Raw genomic sequence first — 15,156 nt, 5'->3', positions numbered from 1 at the left:
AACACCCTCATCCATTTGGAATTGGGTGCTGCGTACAATTATTGAATAGAGAACTTTTCTTTTCTCAACAGATCCTCAGGTTTCTTACCAATCGGATCTTGGTGGAAGTAATCGCGAATCACACCATCTTTTAGATAGTTAGCGATCGATACCATGATCATTCCTTGGTCGAGCGCGAGATATGCTTTAGCAATTTCGCCTGTTTCCACGTTTACAGAATCATAGAATCCGTACTTGCTATACGTATTGAGCTCTTTTAATGCTTTGATGTTTTTTCGAACAGCTTTTGGATCATAATCTAATGCTAAGAAAGATGCATGAGCCGTTACGGTCGCTCCATCTTTGTATCCAGAAGTTCCTAGTGGTGTTGCTGCAAACTCACTGTAACCATCTGGTGTTGCAGATGGAGAGAAGCCCCATGCTTTATATCCTTTTTCTTCTGCAAAAGCTTGCTGTAACTCAACATGACGCTTGTTGTTCAGCCCAAGCGCATTCTTGCCAAGTTCAACCTCATTTAATACGATTCCAGGCATAAGACTTTCAAACATGCTTCCGCCCCAGCTCGGAACGAATTTTACACCTTTGTATTCATAATGGCCTTCAAATACAGAAACGCCATCATATTCATGAGTTTCACCTTCTGGAATTTGTGCTTGCCAATCCCATTCTTTTGGCATCGTACGATACATCTTCCACCAGTGATCGCTTGGCACATCACCTTTACCAATCGAGATATAACTTGCTACACGTGGTTCTGTGTTGAATAACCCATAGTGATGATCGGTTAATTTTCCTTGTGCTACATCATATCCACCACGGAATTGTCCCACTTCTGGATCATATAGTGTCGTATAATTCATGGCTTCAACGAGCTTACTCGTTTGTGGATTCAGCTCATCATAAGCTTGTCCAACTACTATCAGCCCTGCAGACAGCCAGCCGTTATCCACTTGTGAGATGAACTGTCCCCAATCCTTTTTAACCGAACCATCTTTTGTGTTATACCAGTTGTAGTATAAGCCATTCCATTTTTCTAAATCTTCAAGTGTATTCAACGTGACTTGTATACGTTTTACCGCTTCCTTTTTAGAGATGATACCTAACTCTTGAGCGGAGATCGTACTCATCATATACATCCCAATGTTTGTAGGAGATGTATGTGTTGCGTCTTTCTTACCCTCTGCTGTATATCGAGTCTCATCATAGGTCAAACCTGTTTTTGGATCAGTATGATCTTGATAAAACTTGTATGTCTTCTTAGCAATTGATTTTAACTCCATTTGAAATGCATGGTCTTTTCCTCTGTCAATTGCGGATGCAGATGATGTTACAAAAACATTCGCAAACAAACTGAACATTAATACAAAGCTAATCATTTTACTTGTTTTCATGGATGCATTGCTCCTCTCCATACTTAGAAATCATCAGTCGAAACGTTTCACCAATAGTTTATCACGTTTGAATGAAATAAATAAGAAGATTACAGTCTTTTGCGCCAAAGGTTGTATGCGCTTTCATAATAAACGGTATAAAGGTAGGAGAAAACTGATAATAACAGGAAATCAATCCGATTATTAGGGAAATAAAGGATAATGGTTTTTTTACTAGAAGAAAGTAGTAAATAGTCTTAAAAAGGGGTTTTTGCTATGAACAACAAGGCAGTTTATGAAACACCCGTTGTAAAAGAACGGAAAGAAATAAAGTTAGTTGGATTAAGGGTGCTATGTGAGGGAGATCAATACATTTACGAAATTCCTAAAGCTTCAACTACGCTGCAATCACAATTACCGTCCATTCAGCATGTCGTGGATCCATCAAAACAAATAGGTGCGTTCGTCGTTGATGCACAAACTAAACAAGAAGATGGATACTGGGTTTGTGTTGAAGTAGAAAAATATGAAGATGTTCCGGCTGGCATGGTGAAGTTAACCATACCACCTCAAAAATATGCAGTGACCAAACATATGGGAAGAAACGATGAAATTAAAAACAGCTACGAAATGTTGCACAACTGGATACAAAAGAATGGATATAACAGACTCCTTAAAAACTGGCACATCGAGATATTTCATACCTTTGATGTAAGTAATCAATTAGAAATCGATTTGTACGATACCATTCAATAAAATAAAACTGGAGTACACCCTGAGTTTGGCTCTATAACCCTACACCAATTACTCTCAACCTGGGCCGTTCATGATCTTACACACATTAATCAAATTACTAGAATTCTGGCTAAGCGTTATGCTTGTGACGTCGGTCCATGGAAAACATACTTAAGCATACTCAAATAACGTTCCCCAAGTGGGAGCTTTTTTTATTCTCTTTAGAGGAAAATAATGGATTATGTCGAATGATTATAGTTAACTTTATTAGATAAAAAGAGATAAAGAGATTTAGGGGGAAAATTTTATGTATTTGCTTGTCCTTCGGCGCATTGTTTATTTTTTGATGCCGATCGTAGGTGTTTTTTTCATTGGTGCACTTCCATATCTATTCTTCAGCAATGTTCAAGGTATTGAAGCTGTTGCTCGTTTACTAGATTCTGGTGCACTCGAGAATGCACTCTTTTTAAACCAGGATTTAGGATTATTTTTCGAGCCTTATCTTGATAAGATATGGGATTTGTTCATAAACCTCATAACGTTTTCAAACGTGACTTTTTATGAATATCAACAAGAGAAGTTATTATTCCCAACCATTTTAAAACCTTATCTGTATTCTATAAAACTAGTATTAGGTGCATTCTTTCTAGCCATAGCTTCATCGATCATACTAGCTTTAATCATCAAGATTTTACCTGACCGCATTCAAAAAGGAATTCGTTTCTTGTTTTTTTCACTCGAGTCCTTACCCGATATCTTTATCGTTGTTATCATTCAATATAGCATGATTCTGTATGTTAGAAATACGGGAAATCTCTTGTTCCCAATCGTACATAGCGATCAAAATCCTAGCTATTTCTTACCGATTTTTTGCTTGAGCATCTTGCCAACTCTTTTCTTAATAAGAACGTTGCTGTTTCTACTCGATGATGAAGATTCAAAAACGTATGTAGAATTTGCTCGCGCAAAAGGAATACGATATGCGCTGATCCTTTATATTCACATGCTAAGAAATTCACTTTTAAGTCTGTTCTATTATTCAAAGAACGTGTATTGGTTACTAATCTCTACACTCTTTATGGTAGAAACCATTATGGCGATTCCCGGCATCACTGATTTTATGCTAGATAACGGTCCTACGACACCGGATGTCATTACAGTTAGTGTTTTGCTCATGTTCGTTCCGTTTTATCTATTATTTACACTTTCCTCTTACGTTCTGGAGTATAAGCTAGGGCGTAATGATGAGGAGGTGGCGTAAGATGTCTGTATGGAGAAGTCCATTATTTTTAAGTGGCTTTCTAATTATTGTCACCTTGTTTTTCGGAAGCATTATCTATTCACATTTTGTACCGAATGAAAAACAACCCGTGATGCAAATTCGATTTGACGAACAAAAACAACCTGTTGATTCAGCACCAATCGCTCCTTTTAAAGAAATGCCATTTGGAACAGATCGATTTGGTGTCAGCATGTTGCACAAGGTGATCGACGGCGCAAAGTATACACTAGGATTTGCCTTCTTAGTCGCATTCGCTCGCCTATTTTTCGGAACGATACTAGGATTAATCTTGAGTCAGCTGCCAAAACCTATACTTCGGGCTTCAAGCAAACTCTTTGAATCCTTTTATTATGCTCCTGCAACCATTGTTGCCTATTTACTTATCTATCCTGTTCTCCAAATTTTCACTTGGTCTGTTCCGAAGAATCAACAAACCATATTTTCTTTGCTGATTCTCATATTAATTGCAGTCCCTACCGTGATGGTAACGGTAGCCAACGAAACGTCAAAGTTTTTAGAGAATGAATTTATATCTTCCGTTAAAGTTCTTGGTGGAGGCAGAATTCACAAGCTTCGGAAACACGTATTACCTTATCTAAAACCGCGATTAAGCATTCTATACAGCCAACAGCTAATCGCAACCCTACTACTGGCAGCACATCTTGGCATTTTACAAGTTTTTATCGGTGGAACTGACTTTATCACTCTCGATCCACTAGAAAATAATACGGTGCCTGTTGCTATGATCAATGAATGGTCGAGCATGATCGGTGCTAACTACTATCAAATTCGTGGTGATCGCTGGATCGTATTTGCTCCTCTCGCAGGATTTGCAATTACCATTCTCGCGTTGAACTTTATGGTTGAAGCCATGAAACGTCAATACCTCGCAAAAGGTGCTTACACGAAAAGAACAAGAAGAGTAAGAAAGACAAAAACTCCTGTACAAGTTAAGAAATTGTCTCAAGAGCAGTTTGATAGGATTATGAAAACAGGAACGGACAATTAATGTATAAGAAGGACTCGATGAGGCAAGGATTTACCTTATCGAGTCTTTTATCATTTGTCATGTTTTTCGTTCTTTTTGAATAAAGGAGTATTACACAATAAAAAGGAGTGAACCCTTTGAGTGAAGCAGACCTTAACGTCATTTTTTATACCTTGTTTCTTCTACTAGGTTTACCGATCAGCTATAAATACGCTAAATTCACAGTATCACATACGGGCATGGTGCTTCCCCACTTCTTTGTCAGCCTAATGCTTAACTTATGCATAGGTACAGTAGGCATTGTAGGATGGATTTTCTTTTCTGTAAAAATTTCTAGAGCATTTACGATCGGTGGTATCTATTTAGGGGCATGGATTATTTTAATAAGTCTAATGGCCTTATTGGTTCTCCTCTTAGTGAAACGCAAATCGATGATACAACGTTTTCACTATCATTACGGTATTCCGCGTTCAGGAAGGTGTTTTGCTTCTTTATGACTTGATACTTTCCTTCTGTAGATCAGAGGCAGGTCCAAAGAATTCAAAATGAATGTTTTCTTTTGGTATATTCAACTCTTGCAGAGCTGTATTTATCACTCTCATAAATGGAATCGGGCCACAGAAATAGTATTCTGCATCATCTTTTAAAGGTAAAATCTCCTTCAACCAACCTTGATCGATATAACCCCTCTTTGTGTAGTCTAGATCTTCATCTAACGGACTTTCATACACAAAGTGTGTAGTGATATGATCTGAAGCTTCTGCAATATCTAGTACTTCTTTCTTTAATGCGTGTGTTTGGCCATTGATCGCAGCATGAATAAATGTAACTCCTCGTTCCGGTTGCTCACTTGCTATAGTTTTCAACATACTTACCATAGGAGTAAGTCCCACACCACCACTTATAAGGACAACGTGCTTTTCACAATCTGTATTTAAATAAAAATCACCTGCTGGAGCGCTCAAATGAAGGATGTCTCCTTCTTTAACACTCTCGTGCAAATAAACGGAAACCATTCCATCGACAGTATCTCTACCGATTTCTTTTTTAACAGAGATCCGATAACTGCTTTGTCCTGGAGCGTTAGACAAGCTGTATTGTCTGATATGTGTGTGTTCCTGACCTGGTATATCCATCTTGATACTCACATATTGGCCGGGCTTAAATTTTGCAAGTGGCATGCCATCTTCCGGTTCTAAATAGAAGGACGTGATAACAGAGCTTTCTTCTACTTTACGAGTTATGGCAAAAGGTCTGAAACCTTCCCAACCCGCATCACTATACATGTTACGTTCAATACCGATAAAGACATCCGCGATCACACCATACGCTTCTGCCCAAGCGTTGATAATCTCATCTGTTGCAGCATCTCCAAGAACATCTTTAATTGCAAGTAGCAGGTTTTCACCGACCACAGGATAATGCTCCGGCTTCACGCCTAGACTCCGATGTTTATGGGCAATTCCTTTTACGACTGGAATAATGGTTTCAAGCTTATCAATATTGGCTGCTGCTGCGTATATTGCGTTTGCTAATGCGGCTTGTTGACGTCCTTTTTTCTGGTTTGCGTGGTTAAAGATATTCAAAAGCTCAGGATGCTTCTGAAACAGCATTTCATAAAAACGGGAAGTAATCGCTTCTCCGTGTACTTGCAAAACAGGTACGGTTGACTTAATAATTTCAATGGTTCTTTGCTGTAGCATGTCAATTCCCCCTTGTATTCTTCTTACAACTCTATCGTAAAAGAATGATAAAAGAGAATGTGTGATTTGAATCACTTTTCTTTAGGACGTTTTGTGAACATAAATAGTGCTATTTTCTTAGCCACATTTCTGCTTTTTGCTTCATTTCCTCTTGAAGATCTGCTGAATTTTTCGTGTCTTCTAATGCTTTTCCTGCGTATTTTCTCGGAAAGATTTTATATAATGATCGTTTAAAATCAGCTCCATCCCGCGGTTCCTCATAATGTGCGATCACATACTTGCCGCCTTCACTCCTGAGTTTGATTATGGCAGGAACGGAATGGCCGGACTGCCCCTCAGTCTTCGTTTTTTCGTTAAAGCCCAAAAACAAAGAATATAGATAGACCGATGTTACTCCTCCAGTTTCTTTCGCTCCATAGATCTTATGAACTTCAAACTGTTTATCCGTTTCGGGATATACGCCATCATAATGTTGGATGATATAATCCGAGATCAACTCATTCATTTCAGAAGTCACTTTTACTTCATTAGAGGAGCGGAATGAAGTACACCCCGCTAATAAGAATAGCAGACTCCACGTGATCACCGTTATTCTCTTAAGACACGGTAACATCTAATCCCCCGCTTTCTTTACGTTAGATCTTGCCCCCATAATGATTGTAAGAGAATCATGTATACAATAAGCAGCACGGAAATTATCATAAAGATAACAGAAATGAATCGATAGCTATCCACTTTAGAGAGCGTGATTCCAAATACAATCATCCCTAGTATAGCTGCTGGATAATACACAAAAAACATAGAATAATAATGCAACGGCCCTAAAAACAAACCTAAAACTGCAAACTGAACACAAAACGCTACGATTGAAAGTAAGACCCACTTTTCTTTTTCTTTTGTTTTAACGGCACCGGTTAAAGAAATTAAACCTGCTCCAAGTACAAGCACTATTAACGTCCACTCATATAGAAAGAACAGATTCTCATGATTTACTGCAAAATAATAACCCACCAATAATACAGGAATTATAGCTAGCAGCAGCAACGAAGATCGCTTTACATATTGGCTGCTATTCATTTTAACCATCCTCCTTTATTTAACTTAACACTATCATATTACCATTTAATGGTTCTATATCCTTTAGTTCTTTTCAAACTATTCAAACGATTTTATAATAATATGATACTATTGAAAGATACAAAACTTCACAAAGTGAATGAACGGAAACTTTATTGATTAATATGGAGTTGGCAAAGAGATGAGAAGATCATTAATCACCTATAAAGAAAAAACGATTCACCTTACTGAATGGGGAGAAGCCCAAAACCCTACCATTGTTTGCTTACATGGATTAGGAAGTACGAGTCTTAGCTTTCTAGAAGTTGCCGAGGAGTTACAGAAGAATTTTTATATCATTGCATTCGATGCTCCTGGACACGGGAAGTCTGAGCCCTTTGACACAGCTGTGGATTATGAGATGCCTAGACTTGTTGATTGGCTGCATGGTTTGTTAAAACAATTAAATGTAAGCGATTTCTATCTCTTATCCCACTCATGGGGAAGTTTTCTAGCTCTTCACTATTTGGTTCGTTATCCTGAACACGTTTTGGATACGATTTTAATCGACGGAGGCTATCAAACAAAGCGTATATGGTCTTCGTCTTTAGAAGAAGAAATGGATCATTATGAAAATGATTTTGATGAGTATGTGTTCGATTCTTGGGATGACTTTTTCCAAGCAGAAAAAAAGAACTACTTGATGTGGTCACCGTTAAAAGATATTGCTGTAAAGGATCTAGGTGTCGAAAGAGAAGGTAAGGTTTGCTGGCACGCTAAAGGTGAAACTGCCCGTCATATCATTCGTGGCATGCATCTGAACGAAACAGAAGATATCTATCACCTTCTTCCGCCAGGCATCACTCTACTTGTCGCCACCGTACCTGAGCGATTGTCTGAAATGAGATTGCAGACCGCTGAAACGTTTAGAAAGAACGCGAACGGCGAACTACATATAGTGCCAAATACGACACACTTATTGCACTGGGACAGACCCAGCGTTGTAATCGATGGAGTTTTATCAAAATGGCTAAAAAAATCGGAGGTTAAATGATGGCATACCTACTCGTATATTTTTATAAATTGAAACCTGAAGTGAAAGAGAAGTTCCTTGAAATATCGTCAAGATCGAATAAAAAGTTTCAAGAATACGGAGGTGTAACAGAACAGATATTTAAATTATCCACTTCTCCAAAAAATTATGGGTTCTCCTCTATTTCTGAAAAACTACAAGTTGATGAAGGAGAAGAACTTTGGATCGGCCTTCTGCGCTTCCAATCTGAAGAACATGCACGCATGACTATGGAGGACTTCGATCAAGATCCAGAGATGAAAGAACGTTTAGACGAATTTGTAACTCTTGTAGCACCACTTGAAAAATTAGTTTTTGGTGAGTTTGTTTCTGAAACTGAGGTAGTGAACGTATAATAGAACGACCAGCACTATAATGAAAAAATGCATCTCCTTGCTAGAAGGAGATGCTTACCCAAATTCTTTTTGATGTGCTTTTTTCATTTTTAAATATTCTTCATCCGTCCGTGCTAATTTCCACTTTTCCTCAAAGATTGACGCTGATTTTGCTTTTACAGGATCTATTTTTCGTTTGTTCACCTCACCTTCTTCATTATACTTCCTTCCGCCTTTATAGTTCGTGTACCGTCTTGCGCGTGTGTATCCCATCTGTAAAAACTTCCTTGCCATATCCGCTCCAACAAAGTCATTATTTTTCTTATAGTCTAGAAACTGTTCATAGATTTTCTTAGAAGATTTTTCTGCTTCTTCTGGGGTCTTAAAGCGCCAATGCGGCAAGATCTCACTCTTATAAGGTTCCACTAATAATACCCCTTGCTCACCACGGCCGACACGATACTTTTCAGGATGTTTTCGAAAATCGATAGTATCAAAGTCAAGATCATAATCAAAAGCCATTTCCTTTTCCTCCTTTTTGTTATCGTTACCCTAAAAGAAAGAAATCAAAAATAAAGAGTGTTTTCGTATTCATTGTTGCTTTTGAAAGTAGTTGGTTTCCGCTGCAGATTGCTCGATTTCCACGGGGCGAACGGTGAGCCTCCTGCCACTTCGCGCCATTAGGAGTCTCACCTGACCGCTCGTCCCGTAGGAGTCGGCAACCTTCCGCTACAACCAACTTGCAAAGAAGAAAGGAATGGATCAATAGCAACATATTAAGATAACAACAAAAAGTAACAGGTTTTATGAGAGAAAAAAATCCGCTGCTTCTTAAAGAAACAACGGATCGATTACTTTTTACTGAACAACTTCATACAAATTCTGGGATGCTCCTTCTATAAATGGACATGGTTTCCCTGAGTAAAAAACGGTTAATTCATGCATCGCTCGAGTACAAACCGTGTAAAACAATTTACGTTCTCGTTCAATTTGATAACCAGATGCATCAAAGATCGTTACTGCGTCAAACTCGATTCCTTTGGCTAAATAGGATGGGATGACGATTACTCCTTTTTGAAAAGAAGCATCCTCATCAATCATGAGCCGCACATCTAGACTATCTTTCAGCTTCTCATAAACTGCCTTGCTCTCTTTAGCCGAACGACAGATCACCGCTATCGTTTCATGACCTTTGTTCAACCAATTCCCTACAAGATCCTTCACCTGATCAAGATGATCTTCTTCACGATCTACTGCTGCAATAACGGGTTTTTCACCTGAACGATTAAACGGAATAATCTCGCTTCCGTCTTTCAACAGACTTTTCGTAAACTCTACAATTTCTTTTGTAGAGCGATAACTTCTCTGCAAAGTAATCGTTTCAGGATTCTTCTTGTTTAATAAGTTTTTAAGCATACTGAACGTTTCATCTGACGCATGCGCGTAAATCGATTGGTTCAAGTCACCTAGTATCGTTAAATTTGCTCTTGGGAAAATACGCTGAATGAAAGCAAACTGAAACGGCGAGAAATCTTGTGCTTCATCAATAAAAACATGACGTACTGCTGCATTTGACTGAAAACCTACTAATAGCTCTTTTACATATAATAGTGGAGTGGCATCTTCATTCGCTAAATGGTTTTGTTTCAAGTTAAACAACGTTTGATTGCAGATTTCGTTCCAAACGTTCACGTCCTCAATCAATCGTTTATTCTTCTGAAACAACTTAGCATATAAACTCTTTATATCAATAAACGAAAACTGTTCGATGCTCTCTCTAAGTGATTTAAAGGCGATTCGCGTCACATATGCCGAAAGTACTTTTTGTTCACTTGAAAGATCGTTGAATGAGTCAGCTCCATATTTATTGCGTTCCTCTAGCTTCTCATACAACCTTGTGTATACATTTTTATCAAGAAGCTGTATCTCTTTTTCAACCCATGGTTTCTTGCGTTCTCTTCGTTCTATTTTCTTCAGCTCTTCTAAAATCCATGCCACCGTCTTTTTCATTCGATAAGGAACGGTTTCTTTCTGATCGAGAGAATAGAAGTATTCACTGATCTGTTTAGCCCGAATCACGATACGGTCTCTAAATTTCACATTTGAAAATTGAATGCCCGATGTACTTAACTCCTCAGCATAGCGATGGATCGCTTTTAAAAATTCAACTGATGCTTTAAACTGTATCGCTTCTACACGCTTTGAATCTTCTCGTTCAGATAAGAGCTCCTCCATCTGCTCAAAAGGTGTTTCTATCGAGTAGTCTCCTCCTAAGTGATGGTCCACATAAGCATGAAACGTGGTTTGTTCCATGTTTTCTTCACCAAGTTCAGGCAGGACATTAGCTACATAGCTGTTGAACATATTGTTTGGAGAAAATAATACAACATGGTGCGACTGAATGGTTTCTCGATCTCGGTATAACAGAAATGCTACACGCTGAAGAGCCGCTGATGTCTTCCCACATCCTGCTGCACCTTGAACAACAAGTAAATCACTTGCTGTATTTCGTATGATAGCATTTTGTTCTTTTTGAATTGTCGCCACAATGCTTTTCATTTGTGTATTCGCTTGGTTTCCTAATACGTGCTGTAACAATTCGTCCCCGATCGCTTCTCCCGTATCAAACATTCCTGTTAAATGAGCATTCTTAATCATAAATTGTCTTTTTAGTTCTAACTTTCCTTCAATGGTACCACTCGGTGCACGAAAATCAGCTTCGCCAAGAGAGTGATCATAATACAGACTCGATATCGGCGCACGCCAATCATGAACAAGAAACGTACTTGAAGTTTCATCGTAATAAGATGCTATTCCAATATAAACTTGTTCTGTTTCCTCTTCACCGTCTTCTTTAAAATCAATTCGACCAAAGTAAGGGGAGCTTTTTAATTTTTCATAAGTTTTAAGTCGAGCTTCTGCAGAAGTGTGACTTCTTTCAATCTCAGATAATAACTCTGACTGCTGTTTGATGCTAGCTGCCGTTTCAATCGCATCGTCGGCATCTTCTAGGTTAACTGTCACATCAGACCAAAAATTCTTTCGGATTTGAACAACATCTGCCTTCTTTCCTCCGAGATGATCTTGAAGTTTATCTGTTGCATCAGAAAGTTTATGAATGACTTGATCTACACGCTTTTGTTCATTTCGTTGTTCCTGATCCCATGTTGTCATCCGATTTCCCCCTACAAAAAAATTTATTAGTTAATCGTTGACACACGTTCCTGTTTTATCGTATAATAAAATTAGGAACAATTATAATTAAAATCAATGAGTTGGTGCGTCTTTTCTATAATAGCACATTTCTGTATATAAAGTACATATATAAAAACAGTGAATCCCTAAAAGGTTTTCACTGTTTTTTTGTTCAAAAAAACTATGCTTGTTTAGCTGTTTGATTTTCGATGACTCTTTTTATCGCATGCATTTGTCCGAGGTGATACGTTTCGTGAAAAACAGTGAAATTCACAAGCTCACCAAAAGTAGTAAAATTGAATACTGGTTTCTCTAGCTTTTCAAACAAGCGTTCTTCTGGCATCTCTTTTACACGCACTAACTGTTCTTCTAACTGCTGTTTGAGTTCTTTAAGTGTAGGAACTTCACCTTTCCAATCTGCAGGACTTGTACCTCTATTAAATAGCTCAACATAGTGCGTAGGTAGATTAGCAGAATGTTCCGGGAACCCGAACATAAAGTATTCCGCAGTCGTGAGGACGTGTCCAATGTGCCAGCGGATATTATTATTGAACCCATGGGGTTGGATATCTGCTGCAGACTCATCCATACCATCCAATTGCTTCAGAAAGAAACTTCTCGCTAGTTCAAAGTTTTGAATTGTTAATTGATTCATAATAAACCTCCTTAGAATTTGCTCTTTCACCATTCATCATACGTATACACTCACTTCAAAACAAACGTTTTGCTATTTGTTTTATCGGTAATTATCGTGAATAGGATTGAACAGATCTTCCTCTGTCTTGCGTACAACTGAAAAATGATCGACATTATAGTGGCCATGCAGAACTTTATTGTGATGGCTTACGATCTGCTCTGCTTTTAACACTTCTGAATCTGAAGTAGAGTGACCATCTTCAACAAGGGTGACATCGAAGCCAGAGACAGTTGCGAATCTTACAGCAGTATCGATGCAATGTTCTGTTTTGCAACCCATTAGAACAAGATGGCCGATATTTTCATCTTTTAGATAACTTAATAAAGGTGTGTTGTAAAAGGCATTCGTTGCTTTTTTATCAAAAACTTCAGCATCCTCTGGTATATTAATGACAGAATGAACCTCAAAGCCTGGTCCCCTTCCCTCAGAGACATCTAAGTCTCTAACAAAAACAATCGAAGCTTCGGCTTTCTTCGCTTTTTCAATTACACTATTTATGTTTTGAAGCAATCCCTCTTTGTTATAAACTCCCTGCTCACTCTCATTCCCCTCGATCAGTTCTTGCTGTGCATCAATAACCAATAAAGCATGTTTCAAATGATCCGCTCCTTTTTCCTTTTATCCCATTAATACTTCTTCTAAAACAACTAAAATCCTTGCAACTCAATTATTTATTTCGTTTAATGGTTAATACTAACAAAGAAGGAATTTTTTATAGTTGCGAAAAACAGGATATTATCTAATAATAGTAAGGTTCAACAAGTGAGTTATTTAGGAGGAAAAGAAAAATGAAGTACATCATCTTTCTGGCTGGAGTGGCAGCAGTTTTCTTGTTAGCCTTTCTTGTCAGCAATGATCGCAAAAAGATCAAATACAAGCCGATCTTGGTTATGCTTGGGTTACAGCTTGTCCTTACATACTTTCTATTAAATACAGGCGTTGGCCTTGTCATTATAAAAGGTATCTCAAAACTGTTCGAAAAGTTGTTAAGTTATGCAGGTGCAGGGGTTGAATTCGTGTTCGGCGGCCTTGCAAATGAAGCTGCGATGCCTTTTTTCTTAACTGTTTTATTGCCGATCGTCTTTATTTCTGTATTAATAGGAATCGCACAGCACTTTAGAATTCTTCCATTCATCATCAAATGGATCGGTTTTGCGCTAAGTAAGGTAAACGGCTTAGGAAGACTGGAGTCTTACAACGCTGTGGCTTCTGCTGTTTTTGGACAATCAGAAGTATTTATCTCTGTAAAAAAATTATTAGGTCATCTACCAAAGCATCGCCTATATACGCTTTGTACTTCTGCCATGTCAACTGTATCCGCTTCTATCCTAGGAGCATACATGGCTATGATCGATCCAAAATACGTTGTAACAGCACTCGTACTCAACTTATTTGGCGGATTCATCATCGCAAACATCATCAATCCTTATGAAGTAACTGAAGATGATGACATCATCGAAATTGAAGAAGAAAAGCAAACCTTTTTCGAGATGCTTGGTGAGTACATCATGGACGGCTTTAAAGTAGCTGTAATTGTCGGTGCCATGCTTCTTGGATTTGTAGCATTAATCGCATTAATCAACGATGTGTTTGATATGATTTTCGGGATTACGTTCCAAACGATGCTCGGATATGTATTTGCTCCCGTTGCATTTTTAGTTGGTATCCCTTGGGCAGAAGCTGTTTCTGCAGGTACAATCATGGCAACCAAACTTGTTTCGAATGAATTTGTAGCTATGATCGATCTAGCAAAATACGCGAAAGACATGTCTGATCGAACGGTGGGAATTGTTTCTGTCTTCCTTGTTTCATTCGCCAATTTCTCTTCTATCGGTATCATTACGGGAGCTGTTAAAGGGCTACACGAAGAACAAGGTAATACCGTTGCTCGTTTTGGATTAAAACTTCTATACGGTGCAACATTAGTAAGTATCTTATCTGCTGCAATTGCAGGTCTGTTTCTATAAGGAAATTAAAAAAAAGAAGCCGACGGCTTCTTTTTTTTGTATCAACCAAATATAAAAAACAGCTGTCTCTTTAAGAGACAGCATTATCAACTATTATTGAACTTCTTTAGCAAATTGACCTGGGATCAACTTTAATTTTTCGTGAACTGAATTCAACTTTTCTTCAAAGCCTGTGAATAACTCATCAGCTTCAGTTGCTTTAGCTTCATCTTCTAAGCCAGCTACACGAGCTTCATAAGATTTTTTAAGCTCTTCAAGAGAACCTTTTACAGCTTCTTGGTTTTCTTTTGAAAGATCTGATGGTACTTCAATGGATGGAATCTCTGCAACTGCTTTTTCACCGCTTGCTTTTGCATCTGCTTTTAATTTATCAAGCTCTGCTTGCGGAAGTGCTTCTTCGCCTTCTTTTTCAAGACCTGCAGCGTATGCGTTGAATGGAGCGTGGTATCCACGAAGCTGGTTCATAAGATCACCTTCAAAGTTAAGAAGTGTGATTTTTTCAGCATTTCCATCTTCTTTCTTTTCTGCAGCCGCTGGCTTAGCCTCTTCTTTTGGTTTATCTTCTTCCTTGCTGCAACCTACGCTAAGCGCAAGTACAGCAGCCGCTGTTACCGCTAAAAACTTTTTCATCGAGAAAGCCCCCTATATATTTCTATTTTTTGGAACTTTCTCATTTTAATACTTTTTCTTACTATTGTAAATTAAAATGTATCCGTTTTCTTATAAAGGGTTAAAAATAATCCTGAAGCCTTAATA

General features: G+C 38.2%; 16 protein-coding genes and 1 pseudogene. 8 read left to right on the top strand and 9 right to left on the bottom strand.

Annotated features, from left to right (window positions below; genetic code table 11):
• Nucleotides 1–38 precede the first annotated feature (38 nt).
• Nucleotides 39–1,391, bottom strand: a complete 1,353-nt coding sequence (locus IHV09_RS02175; protein ID WP_197263503.1) for a glucoamylase family protein — start codon at nucleotides 1,389–1,391, stop codon at nucleotides 39–41.
• A gap of 255 nt (nucleotides 1,392–1,646) precedes the next feature.
• Between IHV09_RS02175 and IHV09_RS02170 the strand changes: the two genes are divergently transcribed.
• From IHV09_RS02170 to IHV09_RS02155, 5 genes and pseudogenes are all read left to right on the top strand, one after another.
• Entirely contained in the window at nucleotides 1,647–2,126 is a 480-nt protein-coding gene (locus IHV09_RS02170; RefSeq protein WP_197263502.1) for a GyrI-like domain-containing protein, read from the top strand.
• A 3-nt stretch (nucleotides 2,127–2,129) separates the two neighbouring features.
• A pseudogene (locus tag IHV09_RS22300) lies at nucleotides 2,130–2,294 on the top strand (DinB family protein); the annotation flags it as partial.
• 118 nt (nucleotides 2,295–2,412) lie between these two features.
• A complete protein-coding gene (locus IHV09_RS02165; protein ID WP_197127113.1) occupies nucleotides 2,413–3,366 on the top strand; it encodes an ABC transporter permease subunit in 954 nt (317 codons plus the stop codon).
• Between the two features lies 1 nt (nucleotide 3,367).
• The gene (locus tag IHV09_RS02160) at nucleotides 3,368–4,396 is read left to right on the top strand and encodes an ABC transporter permease subunit (protein ID WP_197127112.1); all 1,029 of its coding nucleotides are present in this window, start codon (nucleotides 3,368–3,370) and stop codon (nucleotides 4,394–4,396) included.
• 116 nt (nucleotides 4,397–4,512) lie between these two features.
• Complete coding sequence (locus tag IHV09_RS02155) at nucleotides 4,513–4,872, top strand: hypothetical protein (protein ID WP_197263501.1); 360 nt, start codon at nucleotides 4,513–4,515, stop codon at nucleotides 4,870–4,872.
• On the opposite strand, the gene hmpA is transcribed toward IHV09_RS02155, so the two are convergent.
• The 3 genes from hmpA to IHV09_RS02140 form a co-directional block, all read right to left on the bottom strand.
• Nucleotides 4,867–6,078: an NO-inducible flavohemoprotein gene (gene hmpA, locus IHV09_RS02150; protein ID WP_197190653.1), complete on the bottom strand. Its 1,212-nt coding sequence runs from the start codon at nucleotides 6,076–6,078 to the stop codon at nucleotides 4,867–4,869. The two genes, IHV09_RS02155 and hmpA, sit on opposite strands and share 6 nt — an antisense overlap.
• Nucleotides 6,079–6,187: 109 nt before the next feature.
• On the bottom strand, nucleotides 6,188–6,691 hold the full coding sequence (locus IHV09_RS02145) for a hypothetical protein (protein ID WP_197190654.1): 504 nt from the start codon (nucleotides 6,689–6,691) through the stop codon (nucleotides 6,188–6,190).
• Between the two features lie 17 nt (nucleotides 6,692–6,708).
• A complete protein-coding gene (locus tag IHV09_RS02140; RefSeq protein ID WP_197263500.1) occupies nucleotides 6,709–7,155 on the bottom strand; it encodes a hypothetical protein in 447 nt (148 codons plus the stop codon).
• 181 nt (nucleotides 7,156–7,336) lie between these two features.
• Between IHV09_RS02140 and IHV09_RS02135 the strand changes: the two genes are divergently transcribed.
• Together IHV09_RS02135 and IHV09_RS02130 are read left to right on the top strand one after the other, a co-directional pair.
• Nucleotides 7,337–8,188 carry an alpha/beta fold hydrolase gene (locus tag IHV09_RS02135; protein WP_197263499.1) on the top strand — a complete coding sequence of 284 codons (852 nt, stop codon included), beginning with the start codon at nucleotides 7,337–7,339 and terminating at the stop codon, nucleotides 8,186–8,188.
• Nucleotides 8,185–8,562, top strand: coding sequence for a DUF1428 family protein (locus IHV09_RS02130; RefSeq protein ID WP_197127106.1), 378 nt, complete (start codon nucleotides 8,185–8,187; stop codon nucleotides 8,560–8,562). Before IHV09_RS02135 ends, IHV09_RS02130 begins: the two co-directional genes overlap by 4 nt.
• Before the next feature lie 54 nt (nucleotides 8,563–8,616).
• On the opposite strand, the gene IHV09_RS02125 is transcribed toward IHV09_RS02130, so the two are convergent.
• From IHV09_RS02125 to IHV09_RS02110, 4 genes are all read right to left on the bottom strand, one after another.
• Nucleotides 8,617–9,063 carry a DUF4385 domain-containing protein gene (locus tag IHV09_RS02125; protein WP_197127105.1) on the bottom strand — a complete coding sequence of 149 codons (447 nt, stop codon included), beginning with the start codon at nucleotides 9,061–9,063 and terminating at the stop codon, nucleotides 8,617–8,619.
• Nucleotides 9,064–9,399: 336 nt separating this feature from the next.
• Complete coding sequence (helD, locus tag IHV09_RS02120) at nucleotides 9,400–11,715, bottom strand: RNA polymerase recycling motor HelD (protein WP_197263498.1); 2,316 nt, start codon at nucleotides 11,713–11,715, stop codon at nucleotides 9,400–9,402.
• Nucleotides 11,716–11,917: 202 nt separating this feature from the next.
• On the bottom strand, nucleotides 11,918–12,391 hold the full coding sequence (locus IHV09_RS02115) for a DinB family protein (protein ID WP_197127103.1): 474 nt from the start codon (nucleotides 12,389–12,391) through the stop codon (nucleotides 11,918–11,920).
• Nucleotides 12,392–12,472: 81 nt separating this feature from the next.
• A complete protein-coding gene (locus IHV09_RS02110; protein WP_197263497.1) occupies nucleotides 12,473–13,030 on the bottom strand; it encodes a cysteine hydrolase family protein in 558 nt (185 codons plus the stop codon).
• Nucleotides 13,031–13,221: 191 nt separating this feature from the next.
• On the opposite strand from IHV09_RS02110, the gene IHV09_RS02105 reads away from it, so the two are divergent.
• Complete coding sequence (locus IHV09_RS02105) at nucleotides 13,222–14,400, top strand: NupC/NupG family nucleoside CNT transporter (protein ID WP_197127101.1); 1,179 nt, start codon at nucleotides 13,222–13,224, stop codon at nucleotides 14,398–14,400.
• Nucleotides 14,401–14,493: 93 nt separating this feature from the next.
• Here the strand turns inward: IHV09_RS02105 and IHV09_RS02100 are convergent, their stop codons facing one another.
• Nucleotides 14,494–15,030 (bottom strand): hypothetical protein, encoded by a 537-nt coding sequence (locus tag IHV09_RS02100; protein WP_197263496.1) that lies wholly within the window; start codon nucleotides 15,028–15,030, stop codon nucleotides 14,494–14,496.
• Between the last annotated feature and the right edge of the window lie 126 nt (nucleotides 15,031–15,156).

The organism is Fictibacillus sp. 23RED33 (assembly GCF_015903925.1).
GTDB lineage: Bacteria > Bacillota > Bacilli > Bacillales > Fictibacillaceae > Fictibacillus > Fictibacillus phosphorivorans.
This window is presented reverse-complemented; position numbering and strand designations above follow the sequence as displayed.

Excerpts from the sequence above, each read along its gene's own strand:
- IHV09_RS02115 (WP_197127103.1), bottom strand. The coding sequence starts at position 12,391 with ATGAATCAATTAACAATTCAAAACTTTGAACTAGCGAGAAGTTTCTTT.
- IHV09_RS02140 (WP_197263500.1), bottom strand. The coding sequence starts at position 7,155 with ATGAATAGCAGCCAATATGTAAAGCGATCTTCGTTGCTGCTGCTAGCT.
- IHV09_RS02165 (WP_197127113.1), top strand. The coding sequence starts at position 2,413 with ATGTATTTGCTTGTCCTTCGGCGCATTGTTTATTTTTTGATGCCGATC.
- IHV09_RS02160 (WP_197127112.1), top strand. The coding sequence starts at position 3,368 with ATGTCTGTATGGAGAAGTCCATTATTTTTAAGTGGCTTTCTAATTATT.
- IHV09_RS02170 (WP_197263502.1), top strand. The coding sequence starts at position 1,647 with ATGAACAACAAGGCAGTTTATGAAACACCCGTTGTAAAAGAACGGAAA.
- IHV09_RS02100 (WP_197263496.1), bottom strand. The coding sequence starts at position 15,030 with ATGAAAAAGTTTTTAGCGGTAACAGCGGCTGCTGTACTTGCGCTTAGC.
- IHV09_RS02125 (WP_197127105.1), bottom strand. The coding sequence starts at position 9,063 with ATGGCTTTTGATTATGATCTTGACTTTGATACTATCGATTTTCGAAAA.
- hmpA (WP_197190653.1), bottom strand. The coding sequence starts at position 6,078 with ATGCTACAGCAAAGAACCATTGAAATTATTAAGTCAACCGTACCTGTT.
- IHV09_RS02145 (WP_197190654.1), bottom strand. The coding sequence starts at position 6,691 with ATGTTACCGTGTCTTAAGAGAATAACGGTGATCACGTGGAGTCTGCTA.
- helD (WP_197263498.1), bottom strand. The coding sequence starts at position 11,715 with ATGACAACATGGGATCAGGAACAACGAAATGAACAAAAGCGTGTAGAT.
- IHV09_RS02105 (WP_197127101.1), top strand. The coding sequence starts at position 13,222 with ATGAAGTACATCATCTTTCTGGCTGGAGTGGCAGCAGTTTTCTTGTTA.
- IHV09_RS02130 (WP_197127106.1), top strand. The coding sequence starts at position 8,185 with ATGATGGCATACCTACTCGTATATTTTTATAAATTGAAACCTGAAGTG.
- IHV09_RS02175 (WP_197263503.1), bottom strand. The coding sequence starts at position 1,391 with ATGAAAACAAGTAAAATGATTAGCTTTGTATTAATGTTCAGTTTGTTT.
- IHV09_RS02135 (WP_197263499.1), top strand. The coding sequence starts at position 7,337 with ATGAGAAGATCATTAATCACCTATAAAGAAAAAACGATTCACCTTACT.